Consider the following 22,953-nt stretch of genomic DNA (forward strand, 5'->3'; position numbering starts at 1 on the left):
TAAACCGCCTTCAGCCCTTTATTTTCAAGGCTTGAAAGCGGTTTTCATCAACACATTTTGTCCTATAACTCGATTTTTCTCGCTACTCGCGTAAAAAAAAGCTGCCGCAATTGCGACAGCTTTTTTATCATCTTTTTGAAGTATCAGATTAGTTGTTAACCAGCTTATCTTCTTCGTTGTTCCAGCTATACAGCTTACGAATTTCTTCGCCGACTTTCTCTGATGGATGCTCAGAAGCAAGCTTTCTCATAGCTTTGAAGTGTACCTGGCGTCCTGCCGGTGACATATCAAGTAAGAAGTCTTTTGCAAAAGTACCATCCTGAATATCTGTTAAAATCTGTTTCATTGCTTTCTTTGTCTCAGCAGTAACAATCTTAGGTCCTGTGATATAATCACCATACTCAGCAGTGTTAGAGATAGAATATCTCATTCCAGCGAATCCTGACTGGTAGATTAAGTCAACAATCAGTTTCATCTCATGGATACACTCGAAGTATGCATTTCTTGGGTCATAACCAGCTTCGCAAAGTGTTTCGAAACCAGCCTGCATAAGTGCACAAACACCGCCACAAAGAACTGCCTGCTCACCGAAGAGGTCTGTCTCTGTCTCTGTACGGAAGGTTGTCTCAAGAAGTCCTGCTCTTGCTCCACCAATTCCAAGACCATATGCTAATGCCAGGTCAAGTGCTTTACCGGTTGCATCCTGCTCTACTGCTACCAGACAAGGAGTTCCTTTTCCAGCCTGATACTCAGAACGTACAGTATGTCCTGGTGCCTTAGGAGCGATCATTGTTACGTCAACATCCTTTGGAGGTTTGATACATCCGAAATGAATGTTAAATCCGTGAGCGAACATTAACATGTTTCCTGGCTCAAGATTTGGCTCGATATCGTTCTTATACATATCTGCCTGTAACTCGTCATTGATAAGAATCATAATAATATCAGCCTGTTTTGCAGCTTCTGCTGCTGTATATACTTTGAATCCCTGTTTTTCTGCTTTTGCCCAGGATTTGCTACCATTGTAAAGTCCAATAATGACATCACAGCCTGATTCCTTTAAATTTAATGCATGTGCATGTCCCTGGCTACCGTAACCAATGATGGCGATTTTCTTACCATCCAGTAAGGAAAGGTTACAATCTTCCTGATAATAAATTTTTGCTGCCATTTTTTCAGCCTCCTGTTTTAATGATTAATCTAAATATGTAACATCGGCAGACCCTCTGGTCAAACCTGTGATACCGGTTCTAGCGAGCTCTAATATCTCATAGCCCTGTAACAGATCCATAAATGCATCTAATTTATCCTGATGCCCTGTCAGTTCAATTACCATGGAATCGTTGGTGACATCAACCACCTTGCCATGGAAAATATTGGTAACGCTTAAGATTGCCTGACGCTCTGTATCCTTCGCTTTAATCTTAACCAGAATCAGTTCTCTGGTCACTGATGTACCCGGTTCTAATTTTTTAATATTCCGTACATCTTCAAGCTTTGCAAGCTGCTTTTCAATCTGCTCTAAAATCTGCTCGTCACCACTTGCTACTATAGTTATTCTGGTATATCTTGGATCTGCAGTTACACCAGATGAAAAACTATCAATGTTATATCCTCTCCGGCTGAAAAGTCCTGAGATATGACTTAATACGCCTGAGGTATTCTCTACTAAAATAGATAATGCCTGTTTTCTCATGTGAAAACCATCCTTTTTCTTTCATTCACATTACAGTTATTCTAGCATATCAGTTCTGTTTGTCAATACTAAAATGGCTTAAAGTAATAATATTTTTTCGTACAATAACCTATGGTTATATCATTAATAACAATAACATAAAACTACAAGAAACACATTTTGCAATTTGGCGGGCTGCCTGCATAAATTACGGCTGTGAATCCCTGTATTTCCGGATAATATCAATTGTCTTCTGATAATCCATTCTGACTTTCCTAAATTGCTGCAGCATCTCTTCTCCGTATATTTTATAGCGGAGCTGTTCGCACAGAATTATGCTTGATTTGCTCAGCCGTCCCAACCCGAGCGTCATGGTCTCTCCCTTTAAGGTGTGTACCAGATCAAAGGCTTTCTCATAATCCCTTTCCTGTAAAGCTTCATCAATCCGCTGTACTTCATCGCTTTCTAAGAATTTTATCAAAAAACGGTGTACCAGCTCTTCCTTCCGGAGTCTGCGCATGACCTCTGCATAATCTCCCTCCAGTTCCTTGTAGCATTGCTCTAAATCCATACTCATATTCCCTTTCTGTTGATTTTCTCATAGCATTATAGTACACCACCGTTTTTTCTTTTTCAAGCAATTCTTCCTTATTGTCTGGTGTTTCCATCCGGCTGCACCGGCGGTTCATTCTGTTGCTTTACACTTTGTTGTCCTTCCGAGAGCATAATAAGCGTCCTGATTATTTCTTTTCTTGCATATTCCAATGCCTCTTCTCCATCATATACCGTATCAACCTGGTACTTATGAAATACAAGAATATCTGTAACAGCTTCTGCCATGCTTTCTTCGTCTTCTGCATAGAGTAACTTCATAAAAACATCCTCCTTGCTGATAACCTGCCGGGCATACCATAGCTAGCTTCTTACAAGCATTTTGGAACTATAGAAAACACATTTTGCAGGAAAACAATTTCCTGTAAAATAAAAAAGCCAGGATAAAATCCTGACTATATTTTCGGGGAGTACCTCCCGAACTCCGAAGAACCCGAGAGGCATGAGTTATGAAAAATTATATTAGCTTAATAGCTAGTACTTTTACACTATATCTTATAAAAATATGTTTGTCAAGTGTTTCCCTACAATTTTTCTTAGGGACTTACTTGGGTATATTTCCGGTATATTTCCATTTGAATTTCTACAGTTTTTGATATATTTTTTCTACGTCATAATCCGGCGCCATAGTTGCTGCAATTTCATATATCTTCCTGATATTTTCCGGCTCTTCTTCCAGCATATCAGATGTTTCTTCTACGGAGTTGCCTTTTTGCAGTTTCTTAATTACCTGACGAATTAGTTGCAGTTTTTCGCCCTGCTCCAATTTATTTTCCAGTTCTTTTTCAATTTCATCTTTCATTAATTCACGCAATGCTTCACACATCTCATTTTTCCTCCTTAACAGACTATATACCTGCTTATTTGCATTTACACTTACTTGAAGTACCGAATCAATATTGCTCCGTTCATTCTTACTTTCCAAATAATATATCTGTTCCAAAAATAGTTCTGCATCCTGCATCTCTACCTGTGTAGTCAATACCCGCAGGCTGCAATGAGCTTTTCTTTCCAACTGACTTGTTACTACAACTTGTACTGGAAACGGAACTTTTCCTCTTACATAATAAATTCCAGGATACATTTTTTTCAGGATATATCCTTCTTTTTTCAGTTCCTGAAAAAGTGCCTTCGGATAAGCATTCCGAAAAAAGGATACGGTCACCTCAGATGCTGGAATTTTATTGACTGCTATCCCCTGCGCCTTATATAAGCTGGCGTATCCAATTACCTTAAAGAAGGAATCTATCGTCAATTCATCTCCCGGTCCCTTATACTCTAAAATATTGTGTCCCCTCATAATATGACCAATTTCATTTTGTAACGTCCGCTTCCAATCCATCTTTTTAATAATCACAAGATCAATCTGAAGTGGTTTCTTACTTAAATTATACTCCGGAATTAATTCCAGTACATCCAGATCTTGTCGCAGTTCCAGTTCTGTTGCTGCACAAAACGCCGGATGCCATTATAATTTTTCTGCTTTTTCTGACATTTCTTCTCCTTTCTTTTGTCTTGGAGAGTATACTTTTGCAATGTCACTTAACCGCAACAACCTTTGTCTGAAAGAATTCTCTCCGCTTCATTTAATGTGAAATAAAAGCTTTGAAAATTCCTGTTATCATATCAGGTTATGTGGTGAACCCGGCGAAATGATAGAATACCGGTATACTTCTGACTGGCTATGTGCCATTGAAATGTATATAGAAATATCAAGCTTTGATTGCATTATAACATGATGAAATGAAAATGTCAGTAAAAAAAGAAAGCATCTGCCCTCCCTTAATCGGATAAGCAGATGTTTTCCATCTCAATTTCTTTCAACTTCTATTTTTGTATCTGTTACATGCATCTTGCTCCGCACTTTGTGCAGAATTTTGCCCCGGGCATAATTTCATTTCCACACTGTGAACAGAACATTTTCTGAGCTTCCTCAACTTTGGTGCCGCATTTCGGGCAGAATTTTGTGCCTGATGCAAGTTCGGCACCGCAATTATTGCAATGCAGTGCTGAAAAGTTCTCAATCTCTTCATCCTCTTCCTCCTCAAAATCCAGCATCAATTCTGTTTTAACGCGCAATGCATCCAGTTCTTTTTTCATATCCTTTAAAAGACCTAAATAGCCTTTTACCACCTGGCTCTTTCCAATTACAAGTTCATTTACCTGCTCGTTTGCTTCAGCTATACTTATTCCTAAATATTTCTGTAATATCTTAAGTATTTTGGATTTATCTGAACCTACATCCATGATATATAATGCAGCAGCAACAGATTGATCTGTATCAAAAACAATTACTGTCTCACCACCGGCACGGTCTATCTCATCGCGCAAATATACGAGTGAGGAACAAACTCCGTCTATAATAGCAGGTTCTTCATCTGATATATCCTTAAAATTTGCACCCGAAATCTCTTTGCTGACGACATGTAAATAAGCTCTTCTTATATCATCCGAAAATAAATATTCTTTCATATTTCCGGTTGAAAAAACAATCAGTGATGCCTGCGCATCCTCGTCCCATGTCACATCAATTTCTGCATCAGCACCGAGTTCGTCCAACGCTGCTTTTAATGTCTCTGCTCTTTCTCTGGTTGTTGATATTAAAAATCCATTTTCATCCGAAATATCTTTTAAAAGTTTCAATTCCAGGTCTCTTCTGTCAAGTCCTAAGATTTCATGGTAACACTCCATGACCTGATCAGGCTGTCCGCCCAGAGAAAAAATAACAATATCTGCAATAGCTCTTGCATTTTCTTCATCTGTCCAGTTCTTCTGGATAAAAGTTGATGCTCCTGCGGCGTCTAACGCCTGTTGCAGCTCATAAAGGCTTTCTGTTGGGGATAATCTGCAGACAGTTGCATTACCTTCCATCATATTTTCATTTACCAGCATGCTTACCTGATCCGCATCTTCCGGATAATAATTCTGAATGATAGATATTACCTGTGCTGGATTTGGTCCAACATCTCTGATTATAATTTTCTTTTCCGGTATCTCCTGCTGTACTCCCATGTTTCCAAACAATGATTTCATGAATCCCATTTTCATTTCTCCTTTTCTAGTAATATTTTCCGGCTTCAATTAATAAAGGAATAATTTCTTCCGGTTTTATCTGCTGCAGTTGTTCTAATCTGCTTCCGATACGATTGATATTCTGTATATTCATTTGTTCCTCATCAAAGCGACTCTGTAAAATCTCATGTCTTTCCTGTAATTTCTGAATCTGTTCATCCATTTTATCAATATTAAGCTGTGCATCATCTTTCTGTGGATTTGCCGTAATGAACCCAAGAATAACAAAGTAAATCAAAATACCCAGAATAATTACACCAACAGACACTGCAACACGGAGAATTGTCCGGACACAGCTCCATAAAATGCGTAAAATTCCTGCAAAAAATCCATAATTCATTGCATTGGCAAATAAATGTCTCACATCAATAATCCAGCGGAACAGGGAAACCGCACACCATACCAGTACTAACGCACAGATAATACCGATTGCAATAGAAATTGCCTTGCGGACAGGGGAAGTCTGGCTCCAACGCTCTGCAAACTCTTCCTTTTTCCGTGTCAGTGTGTTTTCCTGCAATTTAGACATTTCAGTTACCTGTTGTATTTTAGAACTAATCTCATTCTGCTGTGCATTCCGCTCATTCAATGACTTTCCAAGACTTGCTAAAGCGATCTGTCTGCCGTCATTTAAAATGCCTTCCATCTCCTGAAGAATCTCTGGAGTAACATCCTCACAGCGATATATTTGCTGAATATAATCTCCTATCTCCCCCCAATTTATATGTTTCTTCTTTTTTTCACATAAAATCAGTCCATAATAGCCCTTACAGCTCCACATAAAATCATTACGGATTCCTGTAAATTCTGCTTTTGCTGCCGAAATGTTTCCCTGATTTAGTAATGTCATGGCATTTTTATAACGGTTATCAAGACCATCTCTTCCACTTCCTCCGGCAACAGCAGCAGTCAGATTGATATTTTCAATTGTTTTCTTCAAATCCTGATGAATATTTTCAATATGTTCATCTGTTTTCTGAAACTCTTTTGATAAATTATGTACCAGGAAAAGATTATCACATGCCATGCATTCATACTTTTCTTCTGTAATTTTTCTTACTGCACCACTGCCACAACTGGGACATTTTATTTCTTCCATTTTCTAGCCCTGCTCCTTTGTATTTTTCATTTTTCTAATTTCAAGCTGCTTCATGATTGCTCCGCAGATTTCCGCAAAAGCGGCTTCATCTGTTGTTGAAGAAAGCTGCAATATCAACTGTCTGATTGCCTCATTTTCTGTTGCCACTGCCGGTGAACTGACCGGATCACTGTATCGCATCTTTTCCAGCACTTTGCCAATTTCTTTGCGGTTGACCTCATCTGTAATCTGCACTCTGCAAATTTCAAGCTGCTGAATAAGTCCTTTAAACACTTCGATGGAACTCTGTTCCTGTGTCTGAACCTTTGTAATATATTTATTACTTGCTGCCATAGCAATCTCAATGATAATGAAAACTGCTAAAATCGCACTCTGTAACAAATAGGAATACACCTGATAATCCTTCGGAATTTTCAGGCAGACCTTAAAGAAAACAAAAATCTGAATTACAAGATAGACTCCGCTCAGATATACAAGCGGCATCTTTAATGCTGCCTTTTGTTTTTCCTGTTTATGAAATACCAGAAATGCAAAAATTGGCTGCATCAATATTGCAATCAGGCAAAATATGTACTTGAACATTATTTCTCCCTCCTCGTTCCGCATTTCGTACAGAAATTAGCTTCCGGCGGCATTTCATTTCCACAGTTTGCGCAGAAAATCTTCTGTTGAATCACCACTTTTTCACCACACTGGAAACAGAATTTAGCATCCTTCGGCAGACTCGTTCCACACTTGACACAGGTAATATTTCCACCTTGCGCCTGCGGCTGCACTGCTGGCTGCGGCTGTGTTGCTGCAATATCTGGCTGCATTGCTGCTGTCCCTGTCTGCGCGGCTGTTACCGGCTGTGCCTGAACTGCTGCATCCATATTGTTTTTCATCATGTCACCCATGGAAAACGCCAGTGGAATCTGTGCCATCATATTCGCCGGATTCGCTGCAAAGCCTTCATTCTGTGCAAATGTTCTGCTTACATCAAACTGCTGCTCCTGTTGCCAGGTATATCCCTGCAGTTCTCTCGCTTTGGCAAGTCCTTCTGCTTCAATTACGGTAGCATCACGATTTCCCATTGCTTCAAACCGCTTCTGTGCCATGCTGTTATCTAATTTTTTAAGCTCTTCCAAATCGTCCGGCTTAATGGTAACTGCAGACACAAAGAAATTTAAAATCCGGATGCCATAGCTTTCAAGGTCGTTTTCCACCTGACCGGCAACGTTCTCGGAAATTTCATTCAAATGCTGGTTGAAAACATTGTAGCTATATTTGCTGAGTTCTACTGCAATGCAATTTTTTACTCTTGTAACTAAAAGGTCTTTAAAAAATTTCTGAATATCTTTGGTGGTCATTGCTTTTTCGGTACCAACCAGATTAATCAGAAGCTTTCTTCCATCCTCTATTTTCAGTCCGAAAGAACCACTGGCACCGGCACTGTAACTATAGCCGTAATTCGGATCACGAACTGTCACCTGACTTGGTGTTCCCCATGCGATATCCATCATGGTCGCAAGGTTAATAAAATAAACCTCCACATGGAACGGACTTACTCCGCCCGAAACCAGATTTCTTATTTTGGAAATAAGTGGAATGTTTTTCGTTTCTAAGGTATAACGACCTGCTTTAAAAGAATCCAGTGCCTGTCCGTCACTGAAAAATACTGCCTCCTGCGACTCATGCACAATCAATTGTGACAGCGTATTAAAGTCTTCTGCGGGATGCTTATAAATAAGAGTTGAATTATCCCCTTCATATTTGATCACTTCCTGAATAGCCATCAAACTTTCTCCTTCCGTAAATTTATATAAACTCCTTTCTCGATTATACTATAAAACTTCCATTTTGGATACTTTTTTCTTCCATTTTGGATATTATTTTCTCAACGAGGTGATACCTATGTCAGAAAGAATTAATCAACACCTGCATCCACTGGTAGGTTCTAACATCCGGAGACTGCGGAAAGAACAGGGTTTGAAAGCCACCGAAGTCATTGCGAAGCTCCAATGTGATGGCATCAATGTAACTACCGGCATATTCAGCAAGGTGGAAAATGGTTATAATAACCCAACGGTAGATATGCTGATTGGATTGACCAAGATTTTTAATTGTGATTTTAATGAATTCTTTAAACAATAACAGGCAGCTAAACGGTGAATGGTTTAGTTGCCTGTTGTTGTTTTGTCATATAAAAGGGGAGCTACCAATGTTATTTTTTTTAATATGTTATTTTCTACAATGTTGTCCTGTCGTTGACTTTGCCCGATTCTGACATTATAAATGTCTTTCTTTACATCCACGCCAGCTTTCGCACCTCTAAAATCCTTTTTTTCATGTCTTTTGCCTGTATAAATCCCTGTTGCATAAGTGTTTCACACGATTTCTCAAGTGCACTTTCTATTCTGCTTAGCATATCATCATAATGCTTCATGGCAAGTTTTTCACCAATCCCGATATTTTTCAACTCCCGACAAAAGTGCTCTCGCTTGATTTTATGAATGTCATATTCACACCCAATCGAAACAGCCATCTCCGTAGTACTGCTTGGATAGATCATCGTACATACAATGTCGTAAGCTGGTGCTAATCGTATGGATGCCATATCAGATGCATAAAGAAGTGATACATTCTTAATATGATTATCGGTATTCCCTATGAGATAGTTGAATACACAGATATCCCATAGTTTTAACTGATCTTCCATTGGATTCGAGGAATATTTTTTCAAAATATCACACATTCTTTTTAGGTAACCTTCTCCATTATGCTCATATTTATGACCGGATGAAATACCCATGGCCTGCGAAAAATCCTCCTGATGCAGTCGAAACGGAACTGTTAACCCATCTATAACCCGACATTTTTCGTCAATGATCCGATCATATCTATGTGTTGCAAATAACACATCTTCATCTTTACCAGTTCCTACATTTATCACAAAGCTGTCCGGTACATCAATCCCCAGATTTTTGGCTGTCTGTAAACATAGCTGTTCATTGGTAACAATCCCGTCTAATCTGACATGACTTTGTTTCACAATATGCGTACTCGGAGCTGCTCCAATTGGTAAATACCATTCATTTGTGTCTTTCTTATAATACAATCCAACTTTACCAGAGGCTCCGGTCAGAGACAAATGCGCTTTTGCAACCAACTCTGCCGCTTCTGAAGCACCTTCTTTCGCCAATCTGCATACATCTTCCTTTGTAAGTTTCTGATAACCAGCTTTTGGAACATCCATGCCATCTTCAATAATCTGAATAGCACCCAGACATTCCCTCCCCAAAGCAGCTAAGATTGTCAGATAATCATATTCATCTGCATGAATCCATCCGGCTACACACTTCCTGGTAAAACCTTCCGGTAGAAGGCCTTCAAAAAAAAGTCTTGTTTCTTCTGCCGAAAAGTTTTGTGCCTGCAATGGAAGATGAATTGAAATAGGACAACTTGACGGATTATCCAAATACTCTTGTGCATAGGAAAATACCGCATCTTCAGATCCACTTCCTGTTATCTTACCAACATAGATCTGCTCTCCCTGCTGTTCAATAAATACATGAAAATCTCTCATTTTATTTACCTCGCTTTTCCATACACAAATCCATACCTAAAAGATTTACAATCTCAATCGCCTTTCCAATCTCACACGTTTCCTTTCCTCTTTCCAGATCAGATATAAAGCTGACACTAAATCCTGTAAATTCAGCGATATAAGCCTGTGTATATCCCAATTCTTTTCTGCGTGTACGTAATTCATTTCCAAAAGCTTCTGCATCTGCTATTTTCATGACGCCTCCTTGTCGCATAGTCGAACGGCTTATTTTAATTTTGCGCAAGCTAAAAAAGGGCGAACGGCTTATTTTTGATATATTTATCATATACTAAGCCGTTCGGCTATGTCAATACCAGATGTGATATTTCATTCCTTCATATTTCACAGTAAGCTCAATCAATACCGTTTTACGAACCTTGAGACTCCCCAATTTAAGTGCAGGTAAGCTGTTCATGCACAATCCTCGAAACATGCTGCATCGTACGCGAGCTTACATATGAACCATCTTCACGCCTGCATACAAAATTTACTTCATGCTCTGTACAAGTCTCACCTATTCTGTTTTGCGGAAGAACTGTGTTTCTTCTTAATACTTCATCCGTCACCTTAAAATCTGAATAATAATGTGAATAGTACTCGTCATAATATTTACATATGGCGACTTGAGGGCAGCGTGCAGCTATTTTTACACCAAATCCAGAAAATGAGTAAAAAAAAGAGACCCATACCAAAAAAGATATGAGTCTCCAATAAGCCTATAAAATCAAGCTTTCTATTTAGAATTTACCAGCTTTTGCTGCTTCCTCTACAGAATCAATGCACCCAGTAAATTCAAGATAAATCAAGCATGTGTGGCTTTCGGTGTGGCTTTTCGTCCAATAGCTACAACAAGGCTAAACAATTTTCCTTCTATTATAAAAGTGATACCATTCAGTCTACAATAATGAATTTTGTCTAGCTTAACACTATGTTAATAAAAAAACAAATAACTTAGTACTTATAAATACTCAAATATATTTTTTACTACTTATTAACTATAAACCAATAATATGTAGGAAGATACGCTTCTCGATAATCAGTCTCATACATATCTGATATTATACACATCTGATCCCATAACCTATGCAATTCCTGTATTTGAGTTGCATGCCGAAAAGATACTTCTCCCATACAATACGTTCCTTCCCAAATGGGTTCATCAACATTTTCCCCTCTTTCTATTGCATTATTAATTATTATATCTGCTTGTTTTGTAGAATGATGTTCTGTATAGTAATCTATCTGTTCTTTAAATAACTCTAACATTTTATCCGACCATATATCTAATCGACATATTCTATTCAAAAACATCTCAACCATTTGTTCCAGATTACAATCTGGCGTATACAATAAATCCCTCTTTTGACAATTTACTAAATTAAAGAAAGAATATAATTTTGCTCTTTTCCCATACCATTCAATCGCAAATTTTCCACTACTTATCCTATTTTCTATTGGAATATTAATAGTAACTGTTCCCTGCCTATCATAATCTGGTTTTTGAGATATTAATATTTTATCAACATAATCGTTCAAGCATACAAAATATCCCTCTCTTTCTACATTATCCACTAAGCAAAGCAATACAGGAACTGCACTTCCCATCTTTTCAACTGTAGCTAACAACGCTGTATCTAAAGGATGTTTGACCACCTTAAATATACAATTATCAGATTTTGTTTTAGAATAAACCTCCAAATCTTTTACTTCAATATCATTGGTTGTCTTAACTTGAAAAAGTACATGTTCACCCTTTGTAACATATACCCCATCATTACACTCCTCAAATAATTCAACATCTAAGTCAATTCCATAATCAGCAGTGTACTCCCTTATTACCCATTCCTTAGGAAATAAGGATCTCAATATATCAATACCTGACTCCCCAATAATCTGATTTTCAGAACGTCTTTTACCTAAAGTCTTCCAATCACGAAAATAATTTGTGTCCATATTATTACCTCTCACATCCAAAACCTATTATTATATTACCATAAAAAATAGCCAACGCATAGATTATTAACCACGCATTGACTACTTAGAAAGCGTAACTATATTAGTCGTTCTTTGAGTCAAAGTAACATCCCGTATACTCATAAAACAGCTTTGGACTTATATAGAAGTCATACTGAGTAGAACCTTCCTTCTTATACGTTAATCCAATAGGTAATAACTTGTTTATCATAGCAAGTCGTATGAACTGTGGGTCTTTCCCCATAATCTTTGCCGCTTCGGCTACTGGAATGTTCCTTCCATCAAATATTAAATCGTGTTCCATAATTTCAACCTCCTGAAAAATAATAAATTTAATTTTGATAGAATCCCAGCGACTTGGTTATCGCCTCATCTCTGACCATCCATTTCTTAGAAAACCCAATAAAATAGACCTCCTGCTGACCAAAATCAACCAGCAAGAGGTCTTGACATACCCCATTGTATGTTCAAAACAAAATTCATACCACTAACAACCATACAATTTCATTTCACATTTACCCTCTCATATACTGCTTTCTTATCAATCTTCATCGGCACACTCCTTGTAATCTAACAACTCATCATGATTAAAGTAGAACATTGAGTTGGTGCGATACTTTCCATCCTTACCCATAACAGACATATTCAGCCTGATTGGTGGCAATAATCTCTCGATTATTTCACAATCCTCAGACAAAATATCAGTGAATACATCATCGCAATGTCGTACCGCTATAATATTTCCAACAAGGAAATCCAGCGGCTCGCCATCTTCACTGAGCCAAATTCTGTTTAATGGCATACCCCGTAGCTTACCTTCATCGTTTATGATGATATCTATATCAGGCGTTAATCTAACCACCTGAATCAGACCACCTACGATTTCCTGTTTCGCTTCAAGGGTATTATCTATCTCAGTAAAGTACCCCTTGTATTGTCTTCCCTCTTCATCTACACGGATGATATACGCTTTAATCTTCTGCTTCATTGGCATCCTCGCTCTCTGCACTACCCCCGATAACCACAAGATTTGATATGTTGAAGTATTGACCAAAATCATCAGCCATCGCAAGAAGTCTGCCCTCAGTTTTTACCCTCTTCACGTTTCCATTACCCTTATTGGCTTCATACTCCTCATTTACTGTATTCGCAAAGCTGTCTATGAAACCACGATACTGCTCTGGAGTAATGCTATTCTCCAATGCCAGCTTTCCAATAACTGCCACCATAGGTACTGCCGATTTCTTCAGGAACTTACACTTGTCTGAGAATGCCCCTGAAAGATAGTCAAACAGCTCCTCAATTACCACACGCTTTTCTGGAGAGAATCTACCCCTGATATGGCTGCAATACTTTAACACCTCAGTATTGGATATTGCCTTATACTCGTAATTTTCGCTACGATTATCCAGCAACAGCATGGTCTGGAGTAATACCTCAAGATCGCCCTCTCTCCGCCACTGTGCCTGAGTAAGACAAATTGCCTTGGTAAAGAAATCCTTTTCCAGAATATCCCTTGTCCATCTTGCAAGCTCCGTACCCATAACAGACCTTGACCTTTGAATTTGGGTAAGTGGCGTTGGAGAGTTTAAGCGGTAGAAAATATCTTCTACCTCTTCCTCTGTCGCATCTTCGATTACGGAGATACTATATCTGTAACCAGATATAATATCCTTCAGCTCATCTGAAAGTTCATCAAAGCTCCTGCCTGCGATTTCATAAACCTCGCCATCCAGCTCTACGTCTGGAGTACCGCCATGTAACGCATACTCCCAAGACATAAAACTGAATGTGTTAAGCAATCTCTGCTTGCCCTCGATGCAATCATATATGGTGGCATCGTCATTCTTATATTTAAGCAGGAACACTGGCGGTATTGGGTAGCCTGCCAAGATACTATGGATGAGCAGGCTCTTTTGTAGAATACCCCATTGACCGCTGGAACGCTGAATCGCATTGTCAAATACAAGCTGACCATTGGCATACCACTTCTGCAATGTTTTCACGCCACTCGGCAATGTACTTCTAATCATAAACCACTACCTCCTGACTACTCGTCATAATCTCCCCACTCTTCATCGTCGCCTTCCTCTTCGTAATCTTCATAGTCCCACATATCTTCCTCAGCATTTGTCTTTGGCTTAACAAGCTCTCCACATGGCTGTGTAGCTAGATTTGAAAATATTGGATTTACCAGAATATTGCTACACTCTGTGATACCCCATCCTGTAGGACAATAATAAGAAAATGATGCTGGAATCTTGTCCTGACAATTGTTTACAATCTTCATACCAACGGTATCAGAGAAATCGTAATACCCCTTGATAAGTAACTCACGCATGAGATCCTTGCTGTTTATCTGATTTCTAACATTTTTACATGTCTCACCAAAACAACTCAGACATTTATTCATTTCAGACACTGCAAATAAATTTTGCGATATTAAGAATTCATCAACTGAGTAATCACCTTATACTGAACATAACAACACAGGAACTAACCCCCAACTCACACAGTCTACAGGGTTTGTGACTTGTTGCTTGTGACTTGCTTGCGACTTTTACATGTCTTATGGACATAAAAATAGGGCTATCCAGACCGAATTACCTAGTCTGAATAGCCCGAAAAGTCTAGCTTTTAAGCCTTTTATTTAGAATTTACCAGCTTTTGCTGCTTCCTCAACGGAAACGGCAACTGCTACTGTAGCACCAACCATTGGGTTGTTACCCATTCCGATTAAGCCCATCATCTCAACGTGAGCTGGTACGGAAGAAGAACCTGCGAACTGTGCATCAGAGTGCATACGTCCCATAGTATCTGTCATACCATAAGAAGCAGGACCTGCAGCCATGTTATCTGGGTGAAGAGTACGTCCTGTACCACCGCCGGATGCTACAGAGAAGTATTTCTTACCCTGCTCGATACATTCTTTCTTGTATGTACCTGCAACCGGATGCTGGAAACGTGTTGGGTTGGTAGAGTTACCGGTAATGGAAACACCTACGTTCTCATGATGCATGATTGCAACACCTTCCTGAACATCATCAGCACCGTAACATTTTACAGTTGCACGAAGTCCGTTAGAATATGCTTTTTCATATACAACGTTAAGTTTAGCTGCTTTGTAATCATACTGTGTCTCAACAAATGTAAATCCGTTGATACGTGAAATAATCTGTGCAGCATCTTTTCCAAGTCCGTTTAAGATAACACGAAGTGGTTTCTGACGTACTTTGTTTGCTTTCTCAGCGATTCCGATTGCACCTTCAGCAGCTGCAAAGGACTCGTGTCCAGCTAAGAAACAGAAGCACTCTGTCTCTTCCTCTAATAACATTTTTCCAAGGTTACCATGTCCAAGACCTACTTTTCTGTGGTCAGCAACAGAACCTGGAATACAGAATGCCTGAAGACCTTCACCGATTGCTGCAGCAGCATCAGCAGCTCTTTTGCATCCTTTTTTGATTGCGATTGCTGCACCTATAGTGTAAGCCCAGCAAGCGTTCTCGAAACAGATAGGCTGGATTTTCTTTACCTGATCATATACATCAAGTCCAGCATCTTTTGTAATTTTTTCAGCTTCTTCAATAGAGCTGATACCATAGCTGTTTAATACAGCGTTTATCTGGTCAATTCTTCTTTCATATCCTTCAAATAATGCCATTATCTTCGTCTCTCCTTTCTTACTCTTCTCTTGGGTCAATGATCTTAACAGCATCAGCTACACGACCATACTGGCCTTTTGCTTTTTCCCATGCAGTGTTAGGGTCATCACCTTTTTTGATAAAGTCTGTCATTTTTCCAAGAGAAACGAACTGATATCCGATAACTTCGTTGTTCTCGTCAAGAGCGATGCCTGTTACATAACCTTCAGCCATCTCTAAGTAACGAACACCTTTCTCCTTTGTTGCGTACATAGTACCAACCTGGGAACGAAGTCCTTTTCCTAAATCTTCCAGACCAGCACCTACTGCAAGTCCGTCATCAGAGAATGCACTCTGAGTACGTCCGTAAACGATCTGTAAGAATAATTCTCTCATTGCTGTATTGATTGCGTCACAAACAAGGTCAGTATTTAATGCTTCAAGAATTGTTTTTCCCTGAAGAACCTCTGCTGCCATTGCTGCTGAATGTGTCATACCTGAGCATCCGATTGTCTCAACCAGTGCTTCTTCAATCACACCATTCTTTACATTTAATGAAAGCTTGCAGGCACCCTGCTGTGGTGCACACCAGCCTACACCGTGTGTAAATCCTGAAATATCTTCAATTTTTTTGGAATGAACCCATTTTCCTTCTTCTGGAATTGGAGCTGGCTCATGTTTTGCGCCCTTGGCAACAGGACACATGTTTTCGATTTCCTTCGTGTAAATCATTATAAGACTCCTTTCGATATGAAATATATATCATGTTAAACTTTGTTATACATTTAACACACCGCCCTCATTTTCTCACATTTTTTTACATTAGTCCAGTCTTTTTTACAGGAAATGCACCTTAATTTTCTCAATATGTTAATCTAATGCCTCCATCCGCTCAAATGCAAAGGATGCTCCAATTGCTCCAACCAGTGTCAGCAGGAATATAACGACTATCATCATAATAAATCCTGCAGTCACAGAAATGAACGCTCCCGTTGCTACTGCCACAATGATTCCGACACATAATACCAGTCCCTGGAACAGCATCCGAAGAATCGTTCTGCCCAGTTCTCCAAACATTTTCCCTATCACGACATCTGCCAGCATATTCATATAAAGCTTATTAGCATTCAGGCACATATATAAAATGACGGTCAAAATCATGTAAGACACCGGAAGTCCCATTACGATACTGCCCGGCAGCGTAATCAGAAGTCCGTCAATCAGCGCACGGATATGCTCCATTTTGGTGGCATACCACATTTTCTTAAAATTGCTGTCCGGAATCAGATAGGTGTATGGATTTGCCAGTTCCTTAGACCACTTCGTCTTATAACCGCTGAAAATAAAGATAACATAGGCAATGACGCCCGGAATTACAAACATTTTAAAAGGCTGGCTGGAAATTTTATTATAATAAGAGACAACCGCAATTGCCACACCTATGACCAGAAACAGCACCGAATTCCAGCCAAAGATAAAGAAACGGTTTTTACGGTATTCTAATACCTGCCGGTAGAAAATTGCTTTGGCGTAAGTTCCCTTATAAGCCATCTTTACATTCCGTAAATACTTTTTCTTGCCATTTCCCACTACAACCTCGCCCTTTTTCGAGCGTTTCATCCGGTCATCATAATCTTCTGCAAATTTTGCAGCATCTTCATAGAATTCTCCGGTACACTTCATCTTTTTCGCATAAAGTACCAGCAAAACAGTACTGATTAAAAGAAGTACGGTTGCCACCACATTGATTCCTGCAGGGCCTATGATAATAAGCTGAATCAATGCAATTTCCCAGCCTATAATCGGAATCAGCTGTACCACCGGAAGCTGGATTAAGTCCACAAACACAGATAACTGCATGCCTTTCACCGAAACAAAGTAGATTGCCACCAGTGCAAAAGCTGCCATTACTCCATACATAATATAAGTAAGTACGGTAAAGAACTGTTTGGGAAGTGTTTCATTTCCATAGCAGATAATCATTAACGCTCCCTCTAAAATATTTTCCAGTACACCAGCATAAAGGAAATATAAAATCATCTTATATGGTGTAACACCAAATACACCAATTCCAAGTACAAGTATAAATAGTTCAACAATAAAATTCGTTAAGAACTGCTTCTTTCCGGCATGAAGAATAACTTTCTTCGGTTCTTCCGGTGCAGCAAATACAAAATGTACTTCTGACGGACGGAACAACAGTCCTTTTCTCTTGATATACGAAATCAGGTTTGCCGGAACAATCATAACCATCAGTACTGATAAAACAGTTGCAATTCCTTCCGGGCTGTTTAATCCGAAGTCGACAGACATGGAACCAAGTCCATACAACACCAGTGCTGCATATAAAATAACAAATACCAGCGCAATATAAGTCTGTGGCCGTCTTAAACTCCGCTTCACTTTATTCTTAATGGTCCGGGAAAAAACAAAGGAAAGACTACTCATGTTCTTCACCACCAGTCTTTGGTTCTGTCACTTCAAAGAACAGTTCTTCTATGTCTTTATCCGCAATTTCATTTTTGTTAAATGTTGCTATAATTTTCCCTTGTTCCATTACAAACATCACATCCCACAAATCTTTTACCATTTCAAGCATATGGGTACTGATAAGAATGGTACAGCCTTTCTCTTTTAACTCCAGTACAACTTCTTTTAATTCTTTTATAGCTGCCGGGTCAAGTCCCACCATCGGTTCATCCAACATCACAACCTTTGGATGAATAGCAAGTGCACAACAGATACTGACCTTCTGCATCATTCCTTTGGACAATTCATTTCCCAGCTTCTCCTGTTTATCCAGAAGTTCAAAACGTGTCAGCAGTGCATCGATTTCTTCCTCTGTAATGTCGCTGTTATATGCCCGCTTCACATATTCGATATGCTCCCGCACCGTCAGTGCTTCAAACATTGCCGGAATCTCCGGTACATAGCCAAATATTTTCTTCGCTTCCAGGCTTCTTGCTTTCATTCCATTAATACCAACACCGCCTTCATAGCGAAGGAGTCCTGCAATACTCTTTATAATGGTTGATTTTCCGGCACCATTTGGTCCAAGCAGGATACCGACCTGACCATCCTGCACCATAAAGCTGACATGATCTACTGCCACATTCTTTCCATATTTCTTAGTAAGCTCTTGTACTTCTAACATTTTCACCCTCCAAAATTCACGAGAAACACTCTTTGTAAGCTTCCCGTATATACTGCGAGAAACACTCTTTTCGAAGTTCTCGTCCAACTAAAAAGCAGCTGTATGTATTACTTAATTAATACAGTAATGCATACAGCTGTTTTTGTCAACCATTCATTTCTTAATTTTCTATTGTCATTTTTCTGCAAGCAGCTACCGCAGGTAACTTCTGTAGGTAAATTTCCATCCGTCTAGTCTTCTGCTTTACTTACAATTTCATTCTTATTCTTATAAATAGAATGCGCCGGAACTACTCCACGTACCGGGGAAAGCGGATAAATATTGGTATGTGGCCCGATGACTGTTCCCGGATTCAATACGGAATTACAGCCAACCTCTACAAAATCTCCCAGCATGGCACCAAATTTCTTGCGTCCGGTTTCCATCTTCTCATCAGCAGATTTTACTACCACCAGTGTCTTATCGGATTTTACATTGGATGTGATGGAACCTGCTCCCATGTGTGACTTGTATCCCAAAATAGAATCTCCCACATAATTATAGTGTGGTACCTGCACGGAATTAAAAAGAATGACATTCTTTAACTCGGTAGAATTGCCTACCACCGTTCCTTTTCCGACAATTGCATTACCACGAATGAATGCACAGTGTCGTATTTCAGCATTTTCATCAATAATTAAAGGACCATTTAAACATGCTGTCGGTGCCACGGCAGCGGATTTTGCCACCCAGATATCCTCACCCTTCTGTTCATAAACATCCGGATTCAATGTTTTTCCCAGTTCTTTGATATAATCTCCGATTCCGGCAAGTGCCTCCCACGGATAAGTAAATTGTGCAAGATAATCCTTTGCGATTGTCTCCTCTAATGTATACATATTACTGATTTTGCACTGTTCCATCTTTCTCTTCCTCTCTTTCTTCTTCCGGTTTCCGGTCAAAATCAAAACGGATTTCATCCTCTTCAAACTTCAGACAGGTATCAAATACATTTCCTGCTTTCGAAGTAAATCCGGTTATTTTTTTAGCGGTATATCCTTTTGTAAAAAGCTCTTCTAACACTTCTTCAGCCAGTTCCACCTTTGCTACATAACGGTTCACCCGGAATCCGCAGTCACATTCATAGTACCACTGGCTTTTCTTTAACAATGCCCCACACTTTGGACATTTTACTTTTGTCTCTTCCGGTTTCGGACGCTCCGGAAAGTCAAATTCAATGCGTCCATCCTCGGTAAGCTTCAATGGTGCATCAAATTTCTTGCCATTCTTAGATTTAAATCCTGTTATAATTTCTGTCTTTCCTGTTAGTAAAAGTGCTTTTACCTGAGTTTCCTTTAATTTTACTCCGGCTATTTTACCGATTGAGAAACGGCAGCTGTCCTCTTTGTTTCTGTCATAATTGGCACAGCCATAGCCAAATGGCGTCTGCACAATATCACCCTGACACAGTGGACATTTTACATCTTTTACCTTCTTTGCTTCCACATGCTCAAAATCAAATTTCAGGACTTTCTTTCCGTTCTCATCTTCTCCAAGCATCAGGCAGGCATCAAATTTCTTCTTATTCTTTGAAGTAAATCCACGAATCGTTCCGGTTCTTCCATTGGTCAGAAGCTCCTTCACCTGGGCGGTGTTTAAATCTTTCCCGGCTATTTTTCCAATGGCAAACCGGCAGCCAGCCTCATCTTCCGCTTTATAATTGGCACAGCCATAACCAAATGGCTTTATTTCTATTGCTCCGCCACACAACGGACAACTTACGCCCTCTATGGTCTCCGGCTCATTCTGTGAAAAATCAAAGGTTATATTCGGTTTTCCTTCTTCATCCTTTGTCATCACAAGGCAGGCAGAAAACTTCTTCTTATTCTTCGAAGTAAATCCTTTTAAGACTCCGGTTCTGCCTTCGCTCAATAACTGCTTTACTTCTTCATCGTTAAGCTCTCTTCCGGCGATAGAACCAATAGCGAAACGGCAGCCACTGCCATCTTTATTATAATTTGAGCAACCATAACCAAAAGGTGTAGTCTCAATCTCACCGCCACAGACCGGACAGGTTGCTCCGATTTTAACCTTTGCCTTCATATCTTTGGCATTGCTGCCAGCCAATGGCCGGATCTGCCCGGCAATCTGGCTGGTGAGATTCTCATTTATCATGGAAACTGTTTCTTTCCGGATAAATTCTTCTAACTTCTCCCGGTAATCTTCCATCGGAACGGTTCCCTGGGTAATGCCATCCAAGCCCTTTTCCCAGGAAGCGGTCATCTTGGGATTCAAAAGCGCCGGAACAGTCATATTCACCACTTCATAAACCATCTCGCCTAAGGCTTCCGGCGTCAGCACCTGTGTTTTCTTATTTAAAGCAAGATAGCCGATACGCACCAGCTTCTTGATGATTTCTGCCCTTGTAGCAGAGGTTCCAATTCCGGAGCCTTTAATCTGTTCTCTTAATTCCTCTTCCTCGATTAACTGTCCCGCATTTTCCATGGCAAGCACCATGGAACCTGAAGTATAACGCTTTGGTGGAGAAGTCTTTCCCTCTTTTACCAGAAATTCTTTTACTTCTGCGGTATCTCCTTCTTTGAGACTATCTGCAAGTTTTAGTAATGCTGCGCTGTTCTTCGGATTGTTTTCTTCTCCGTCACCATCTTCCTTTTCCCGTTTTTCTTTGGTATCCGGTCTTCCGGCAATTTCAAGATATCCGGGAACCTTTAATACTTTTGCTCCGGCAAAGAAAGATTCCTTTTCAATTCCGATGGTCAGCTTTACCGTCTGATACTGTGCCGGCGGATAGAAAATACTTAAGAAACGCCGCACGATCAGTTCGTAGACCCGCTTCTGCAATTCCGTCAGCGACTTATATTCATTGACCTGTCCGGTTGGAACAATAGCATAATGGTCTGTAATCTTACTGTCATCGGTATAACTGCTCTTTCCGATATTTTTATATAAACCATGCTCCACAATATTTTGCACAAAGGGAGCAACCGGCTCAAAGGAACGGAGTCCTCTGATATTCTTACTGATTTCTTTTGCAACGGCAGAAGATAACACTCTGGCATCCGTTCTCGGATAAGTAGTCAGCTTTCTTTCATATAAGTCCTGTGCTACCTGCAGCGTCTCGTCCGGGCTGATTTTAAACCTTTTCGAGCACTCTGCCTGAAGCTCCGCCAGGTTAAATAAAAGCGGTGCACGTTTCTTTGAAATTCCTTTATCTACTGTTTTTACAATCGCTGTTTTATTAGTTAAATCTTTAATTAATTTTTCTGCATGTACTTTTTCTTTGAATCCATTCTCTTTATAAAGCAACGGAGATGCATAATAAGAAGAACCTTCTACCGCTTTCCATTCACCTTCTATCTCTGCATCAAAGAAATTTCCCACCACCCGGTAAAATGGTGTCTCTACAAAATTACGGATTTCCCGCTCCCGGATTACAACCATGCCAAGTACACAGGTCATGACACGGCCAACTGCAATTGCAGTATAGGACTTGGTTCCTGCAGCATCATTTAAAAGATTTCCATATTTTACAGACATGACACGGGAAAAATTAATTCCCATGGCATAGTCTTCAATGGTACGCATAATCCCGGAATTAGCAAGATTATCATAATCCGACATTGGTCTTGCTTCCGCAATTCCTCTTTTAATTTCTTCCTCCGTCTGCGAATCTATCCATACCCGCAGCTCTTTCATACCTTCACGGACTCCACCGAACCGCCGGATATTCTCTTCAATGGTCTGTCCTTCTTTTCCGGCATCGCCTGCCCAGTAAACGGTATCAATATCTTCCCGGTGTAAGAGCTTATGTACGATGTCATACTGTTTGCTTACAGATGGTATGACATTATATTTATAATCTTTCGGAAGAAATGGAAGGTCTTCTAACTTCCACTTCTTATATTTTATATCATATTCTTCCGGATATACCATTTCCACCAGATGACCAACACACCAGGTAATGGCATAGTGACTGTCTTCGATATATCCGTCATTTCTGCCGGATACGCCAAGAATTCGTGCAAATTCCCGGGCAACACTTGGTTTCTCCGTGATAATTAACGACTTACCCAACCGTTATTTCCTCCAATTTCTGTGCCTAATCTATTATTTTAACTTTTTATCATTTTTTGACTTTTC

At 39.6% G+C, this 22,953-nt stretch carries 23 protein-coding genes; 1 reads left to right on the plus strand and 22 read right to left on the minus strand.

Annotation, left to right across the window (positions count from 1 at the left end; genetic code table 11):
• Positions 1-148: 148 nt before the first annotated feature.
• The 9 genes from ilvC to OCV43_RS07200 form a co-directional block, all read right to left on the minus strand.
• Positions 149-1,171, minus strand: a complete 1,023-nt coding sequence (gene ilvC / locus OCV43_RS07160; RefSeq protein ID WP_022242270.1) for a ketol-acid reductoisomerase — start codon at positions 1,169-1,171, stop codon at positions 149-151.
• Between the two features lie 24 nt (positions 1,172-1,195).
• On the minus strand, positions 1,196-1,696 hold the full coding sequence (ilvN, locus tag OCV43_RS07165; RefSeq protein WP_022242269.1) for an acetolactate synthase small subunit: 501 nt from the start codon (positions 1,694-1,696) through the stop codon (positions 1,196-1,198).
• Between the two features lie 187 nt (positions 1,697-1,883).
• Complete coding sequence (locus OCV43_RS07170; protein ID WP_117698981.1) at positions 1,884-2,252, minus strand: Hpt domain-containing protein; 369 nt, start codon at positions 2,250-2,252, stop codon at positions 1,884-1,886.
• Between the two features lie 71 nt (positions 2,253-2,323).
• Positions 2,324-2,548 (minus strand): response regulator transcription factor, encoded by a 225-nt coding sequence (locus OCV43_RS13860; protein ID WP_022242267.1) that lies wholly within the window; start codon positions 2,546-2,548, stop codon positions 2,324-2,326.
• 322 nt (positions 2,549-2,870) lie between these two features.
• Entirely contained in the window at positions 2,871-3,644 is a 774-nt protein-coding gene (locus tag OCV43_RS07180) for a flagellar biosynthesis protein FlgM (RefSeq protein ID WP_262623738.1), read from the minus strand.
• A gap of 485 nt (positions 3,645-4,129) precedes the next feature.
• Entirely contained in the window at positions 4,130-5,329 is a 1,200-nt protein-coding gene (locus OCV43_RS07185; RefSeq protein ID WP_262623739.1) for a zinc ribbon domain-containing protein, read from the minus strand.
• A gap of 16 nt (positions 5,330-5,345) precedes the next feature.
• Positions 5,346-6,458: a class-II aminoacyl-tRNA synthetase family protein gene (locus OCV43_RS07190; RefSeq protein WP_262623740.1), complete on the minus strand. Its 1,113-nt coding sequence runs from the start codon at positions 6,456-6,458 to the stop codon at positions 5,346-5,348.
• A gap of 3 nt (positions 6,459-6,461) precedes the next feature.
• Positions 6,462-7,040 carry a hypothetical protein gene (locus OCV43_RS07195; RefSeq protein WP_262623741.1) on the minus strand — a complete coding sequence of 193 codons (579 nt, stop codon included), beginning with the start codon at positions 7,038-7,040 and terminating at the stop codon, positions 6,462-6,464.
• Positions 7,040-8,233 (minus strand): SPFH domain-containing protein, encoded by a 1,194-nt coding sequence (locus OCV43_RS07200; RefSeq protein WP_262623742.1) that lies wholly within the window; start codon positions 8,231-8,233, stop codon positions 7,040-7,042. The genes OCV43_RS07195 and OCV43_RS07200 overlap by 1 nt, the downstream gene beginning before the upstream one ends.
• A gap of 118 nt (positions 8,234-8,351) precedes the next feature.
• Here OCV43_RS07200 and OCV43_RS07205 point away from each other — a divergent pair, with 118 nt between their 5' ends.
• Entirely contained in the window at positions 8,352-8,591 is a 240-nt protein-coding gene (locus OCV43_RS07205) for a helix-turn-helix domain-containing protein (RefSeq protein ID WP_022242261.1), read from the plus strand.
• A 151-nt stretch (positions 8,592-8,742) separates the two neighbouring features.
• Here the strand turns inward: OCV43_RS07205 and OCV43_RS07210 are convergent, their stop codons facing one another.
• The 13 genes from OCV43_RS07210 to OCV43_RS07270 all read right to left on the minus strand — a co-directional run bounded on the left by OCV43_RS07210 (position 8,743) and on the right by OCV43_RS07270 (position 22,887).
• Complete coding sequence (locus OCV43_RS07210) at positions 8,743-10,023, minus strand: type II toxin-antitoxin system HipA family toxin (protein WP_262623743.1); 1,281 nt, start codon at positions 10,021-10,023, stop codon at positions 8,743-8,745.
• A 1-nt stretch (position 10,024) separates the two neighbouring features.
• Positions 10,025-10,240, minus strand: coding sequence for a helix-turn-helix domain-containing protein (locus tag OCV43_RS07215; RefSeq protein WP_022025722.1), 216 nt, complete (start codon positions 10,238-10,240; stop codon positions 10,025-10,027).
• Between the two features lie 788 nt (positions 10,241-11,028).
• Entirely contained in the window at positions 11,029-11,997 is a 969-nt protein-coding gene (locus tag OCV43_RS07220) for a DUF4365 domain-containing protein (RefSeq protein ID WP_262623744.1), read from the minus strand.
• Positions 11,998-12,100: 103 nt separating this feature from the next.
• Positions 12,101-12,322, minus strand: coding sequence for a hypothetical protein (locus OCV43_RS07225; protein ID WP_262623745.1), 222 nt, complete (start codon positions 12,320-12,322; stop codon positions 12,101-12,103).
• 237 nt (positions 12,323-12,559) lie between these two features.
• Positions 12,560-13,006 (minus strand): DUF3846 domain-containing protein, encoded by a 447-nt coding sequence (locus OCV43_RS07230; RefSeq protein WP_262623746.1) that lies wholly within the window; start codon positions 13,004-13,006, stop codon positions 12,560-12,562.
• On the minus strand, positions 12,990-14,051 hold the full coding sequence (locus OCV43_RS07235; RefSeq protein WP_262623747.1) for a DUF262 domain-containing protein: 1,062 nt from the start codon (positions 14,049-14,051) through the stop codon (positions 12,990-12,992). The genes OCV43_RS07230 and OCV43_RS07235 overlap by 17 nt, the downstream gene beginning before the upstream one ends.
• 17 nt (positions 14,052-14,068) lie before the next feature.
• Entirely contained in the window at positions 14,069-14,359 is a 291-nt protein-coding gene (locus OCV43_RS07240; RefSeq protein ID WP_262623748.1) for a hypothetical protein, read from the minus strand.
• Positions 14,360-14,668: 309 nt separating this feature from the next.
• Entirely contained in the window at positions 14,669-15,679 is a 1,011-nt protein-coding gene (locus tag OCV43_RS07245; RefSeq protein WP_117841112.1) for a GGGtGRT protein, read from the minus strand.
• Between the two features lie 19 nt (positions 15,680-15,698).
• Positions 15,699-16,391: an iron-sulfur cluster assembly scaffold protein gene (locus OCV43_RS07250; RefSeq protein ID WP_262623749.1), complete on the minus strand. Its 693-nt coding sequence runs from the start codon at positions 16,389-16,391 to the stop codon at positions 15,699-15,701.
• A gap of 138 nt (positions 16,392-16,529) precedes the next feature.
• Entirely contained in the window at positions 16,530-18,107 is a 1,578-nt protein-coding gene (locus OCV43_RS07255; RefSeq protein WP_262623750.1) for a putative ABC exporter domain-containing protein, read from the minus strand.
• Positions 18,100-18,813: an ABC transporter ATP-binding protein gene (locus OCV43_RS07260; protein WP_117698561.1), complete on the minus strand. Its 714-nt coding sequence runs from the start codon at positions 18,811-18,813 to the stop codon at positions 18,100-18,102. Before OCV43_RS07260 ends, OCV43_RS07255 begins: the two co-directional genes overlap by 8 nt.
• A gap of 230 nt (positions 18,814-19,043) precedes the next feature.
• Positions 19,044-19,715, minus strand: a complete 672-nt coding sequence (locus OCV43_RS07265) for an LbetaH domain-containing protein (protein ID WP_022243204.1) — start codon at positions 19,713-19,715, stop codon at positions 19,044-19,046.
• Positions 19,693-22,887 carry a type IA DNA topoisomerase gene (locus OCV43_RS07270; RefSeq protein ID WP_262623751.1) on the minus strand — a complete coding sequence of 1,065 codons (3,195 nt, stop codon included), beginning with the start codon at positions 22,885-22,887 and terminating at the stop codon, positions 19,693-19,695. The genes OCV43_RS07265 and OCV43_RS07270 overlap by 23 nt, the downstream gene beginning before the upstream one ends.
• Between the last annotated feature and the right edge of the window lie 66 nt (positions 22,888-22,953).

The organism is Roseburia amylophila (genome assembly GCF_025567465.1).
In the GTDB taxonomy this organism is placed as follows: domain Bacteria; phylum Bacillota; class Clostridia; order Lachnospirales; family Lachnospiraceae; genus Roseburia_C; species Roseburia_C amylophila.

Bases quoted from the DNA above. Each gene is read 5' to 3' on its own strand.
- ilvC (WP_022242270.1), bottom strand. From the start codon at position 1,171: ATGGCAGCAAAAATTTATTATCAGGAAGATTGTAACCTTTCCTTACTG.
- ilvN (WP_022242269.1), bottom strand. From the start codon at position 1,696: ATGAGAAAACAGGCATTATCTATTTTAGTAGAGAATACCTCAGGCGTA.
- OCV43_RS07170 (WP_117698981.1), bottom strand. From the start codon at position 2,252: ATGAGTATGGATTTAGAGCAATGCTACAAGGAACTGGAGGGAGATTAT.
- OCV43_RS13860 (WP_022242267.1), bottom strand. From the start codon at position 2,548: ATGAAGTTACTCTATGCAGAAGACGAAGAAAGCATGGCAGAAGCTGTT.
- OCV43_RS07185 (WP_262623739.1), bottom strand. From the start codon at position 5,329: ATGGGATTCATGAAATCATTGTTTGGAAACATGGGAGTACAGCAGGAG.
- OCV43_RS07190 (WP_262623740.1), bottom strand. From the start codon at position 6,458: ATGGAAGAAATAAAATGTCCCAGTTGTGGCAGTGGTGCAGTAAGAAAA.
- OCV43_RS07195 (WP_262623741.1), bottom strand. From the start codon at position 7,040: ATGTTCAAGTACATATTTTGCCTGATTGCAATATTGATGCAGCCAATT.
- OCV43_RS07200 (WP_262623742.1), bottom strand. From the start codon at position 8,233: ATGGCTATTCAGGAAGTGATCAAATATGAAGGGGATAATTCAACTCTT.
- OCV43_RS07205 (WP_022242261.1), top strand. From the start codon at position 8,352: ATGTCAGAAAGAATTAATCAACACCTGCATCCACTGGTAGGTTCTAAC.
- OCV43_RS07210 (WP_262623743.1), bottom strand. From the start codon at position 10,023: ATGAGAGATTTTCATGTATTTATTGAACAGCAGGGAGAGCAGATCTAT.
- OCV43_RS07215 (WP_022025722.1), bottom strand. From the start codon at position 10,240: ATGAAAATAGCAGATGCAGAAGCTTTTGGAAATGAATTACGTACACGC.
- OCV43_RS07220 (WP_262623744.1), bottom strand. From the start codon at position 11,997: ATGGACACAAATTATTTTCGTGATTGGAAGACTTTAGGTAAAAGACGT.
- OCV43_RS07225 (WP_262623745.1), bottom strand. From the start codon at position 12,322: ATGGAACACGATTTAATATTTGATGGAAGGAACATTCCAGTAGCCGAA.
- OCV43_RS07230 (WP_262623746.1), bottom strand. From the start codon at position 13,006: ATGAAGCAGAAGATTAAAGCGTATATCATCCGTGTAGATGAAGAGGGA.
- OCV43_RS07235 (WP_262623747.1), bottom strand. From the start codon at position 14,051: ATGATTAGAAGTACATTGCCGAGTGGCGTGAAAACATTGCAGAAGTGG.
- OCV43_RS07240 (WP_262623748.1), bottom strand. From the start codon at position 14,359: ATGCGTGAGTTACTTATCAAGGGGTATTACGATTTCTCTGATACCGTT.
- OCV43_RS07245 (WP_117841112.1), bottom strand. From the start codon at position 15,679: ATGGCATTATTTGAAGGATATGAAAGAAGAATTGACCAGATAAACGCT.
- OCV43_RS07250 (WP_262623749.1), bottom strand. From the start codon at position 16,391: ATGATTTACACGAAGGAAATCGAAAACATGTGTCCTGTTGCCAAGGGC.
- OCV43_RS07255 (WP_262623750.1), bottom strand. From the start codon at position 18,107: ATGAGTAGTCTTTCCTTTGTTTTTTCCCGGACCATTAAGAATAAAGTG.
- OCV43_RS07260 (WP_117698561.1), bottom strand. From the start codon at position 18,813: ATGTTAGAAGTACAAGAGCTTACTAAGAAATATGGAAAGAATGTGGCA.
- OCV43_RS07265 (WP_022243204.1), bottom strand. From the start codon at position 19,715: ATGGAACAGTGCAAAATCAGTAATATGTATACATTAGAGGAGACAATC.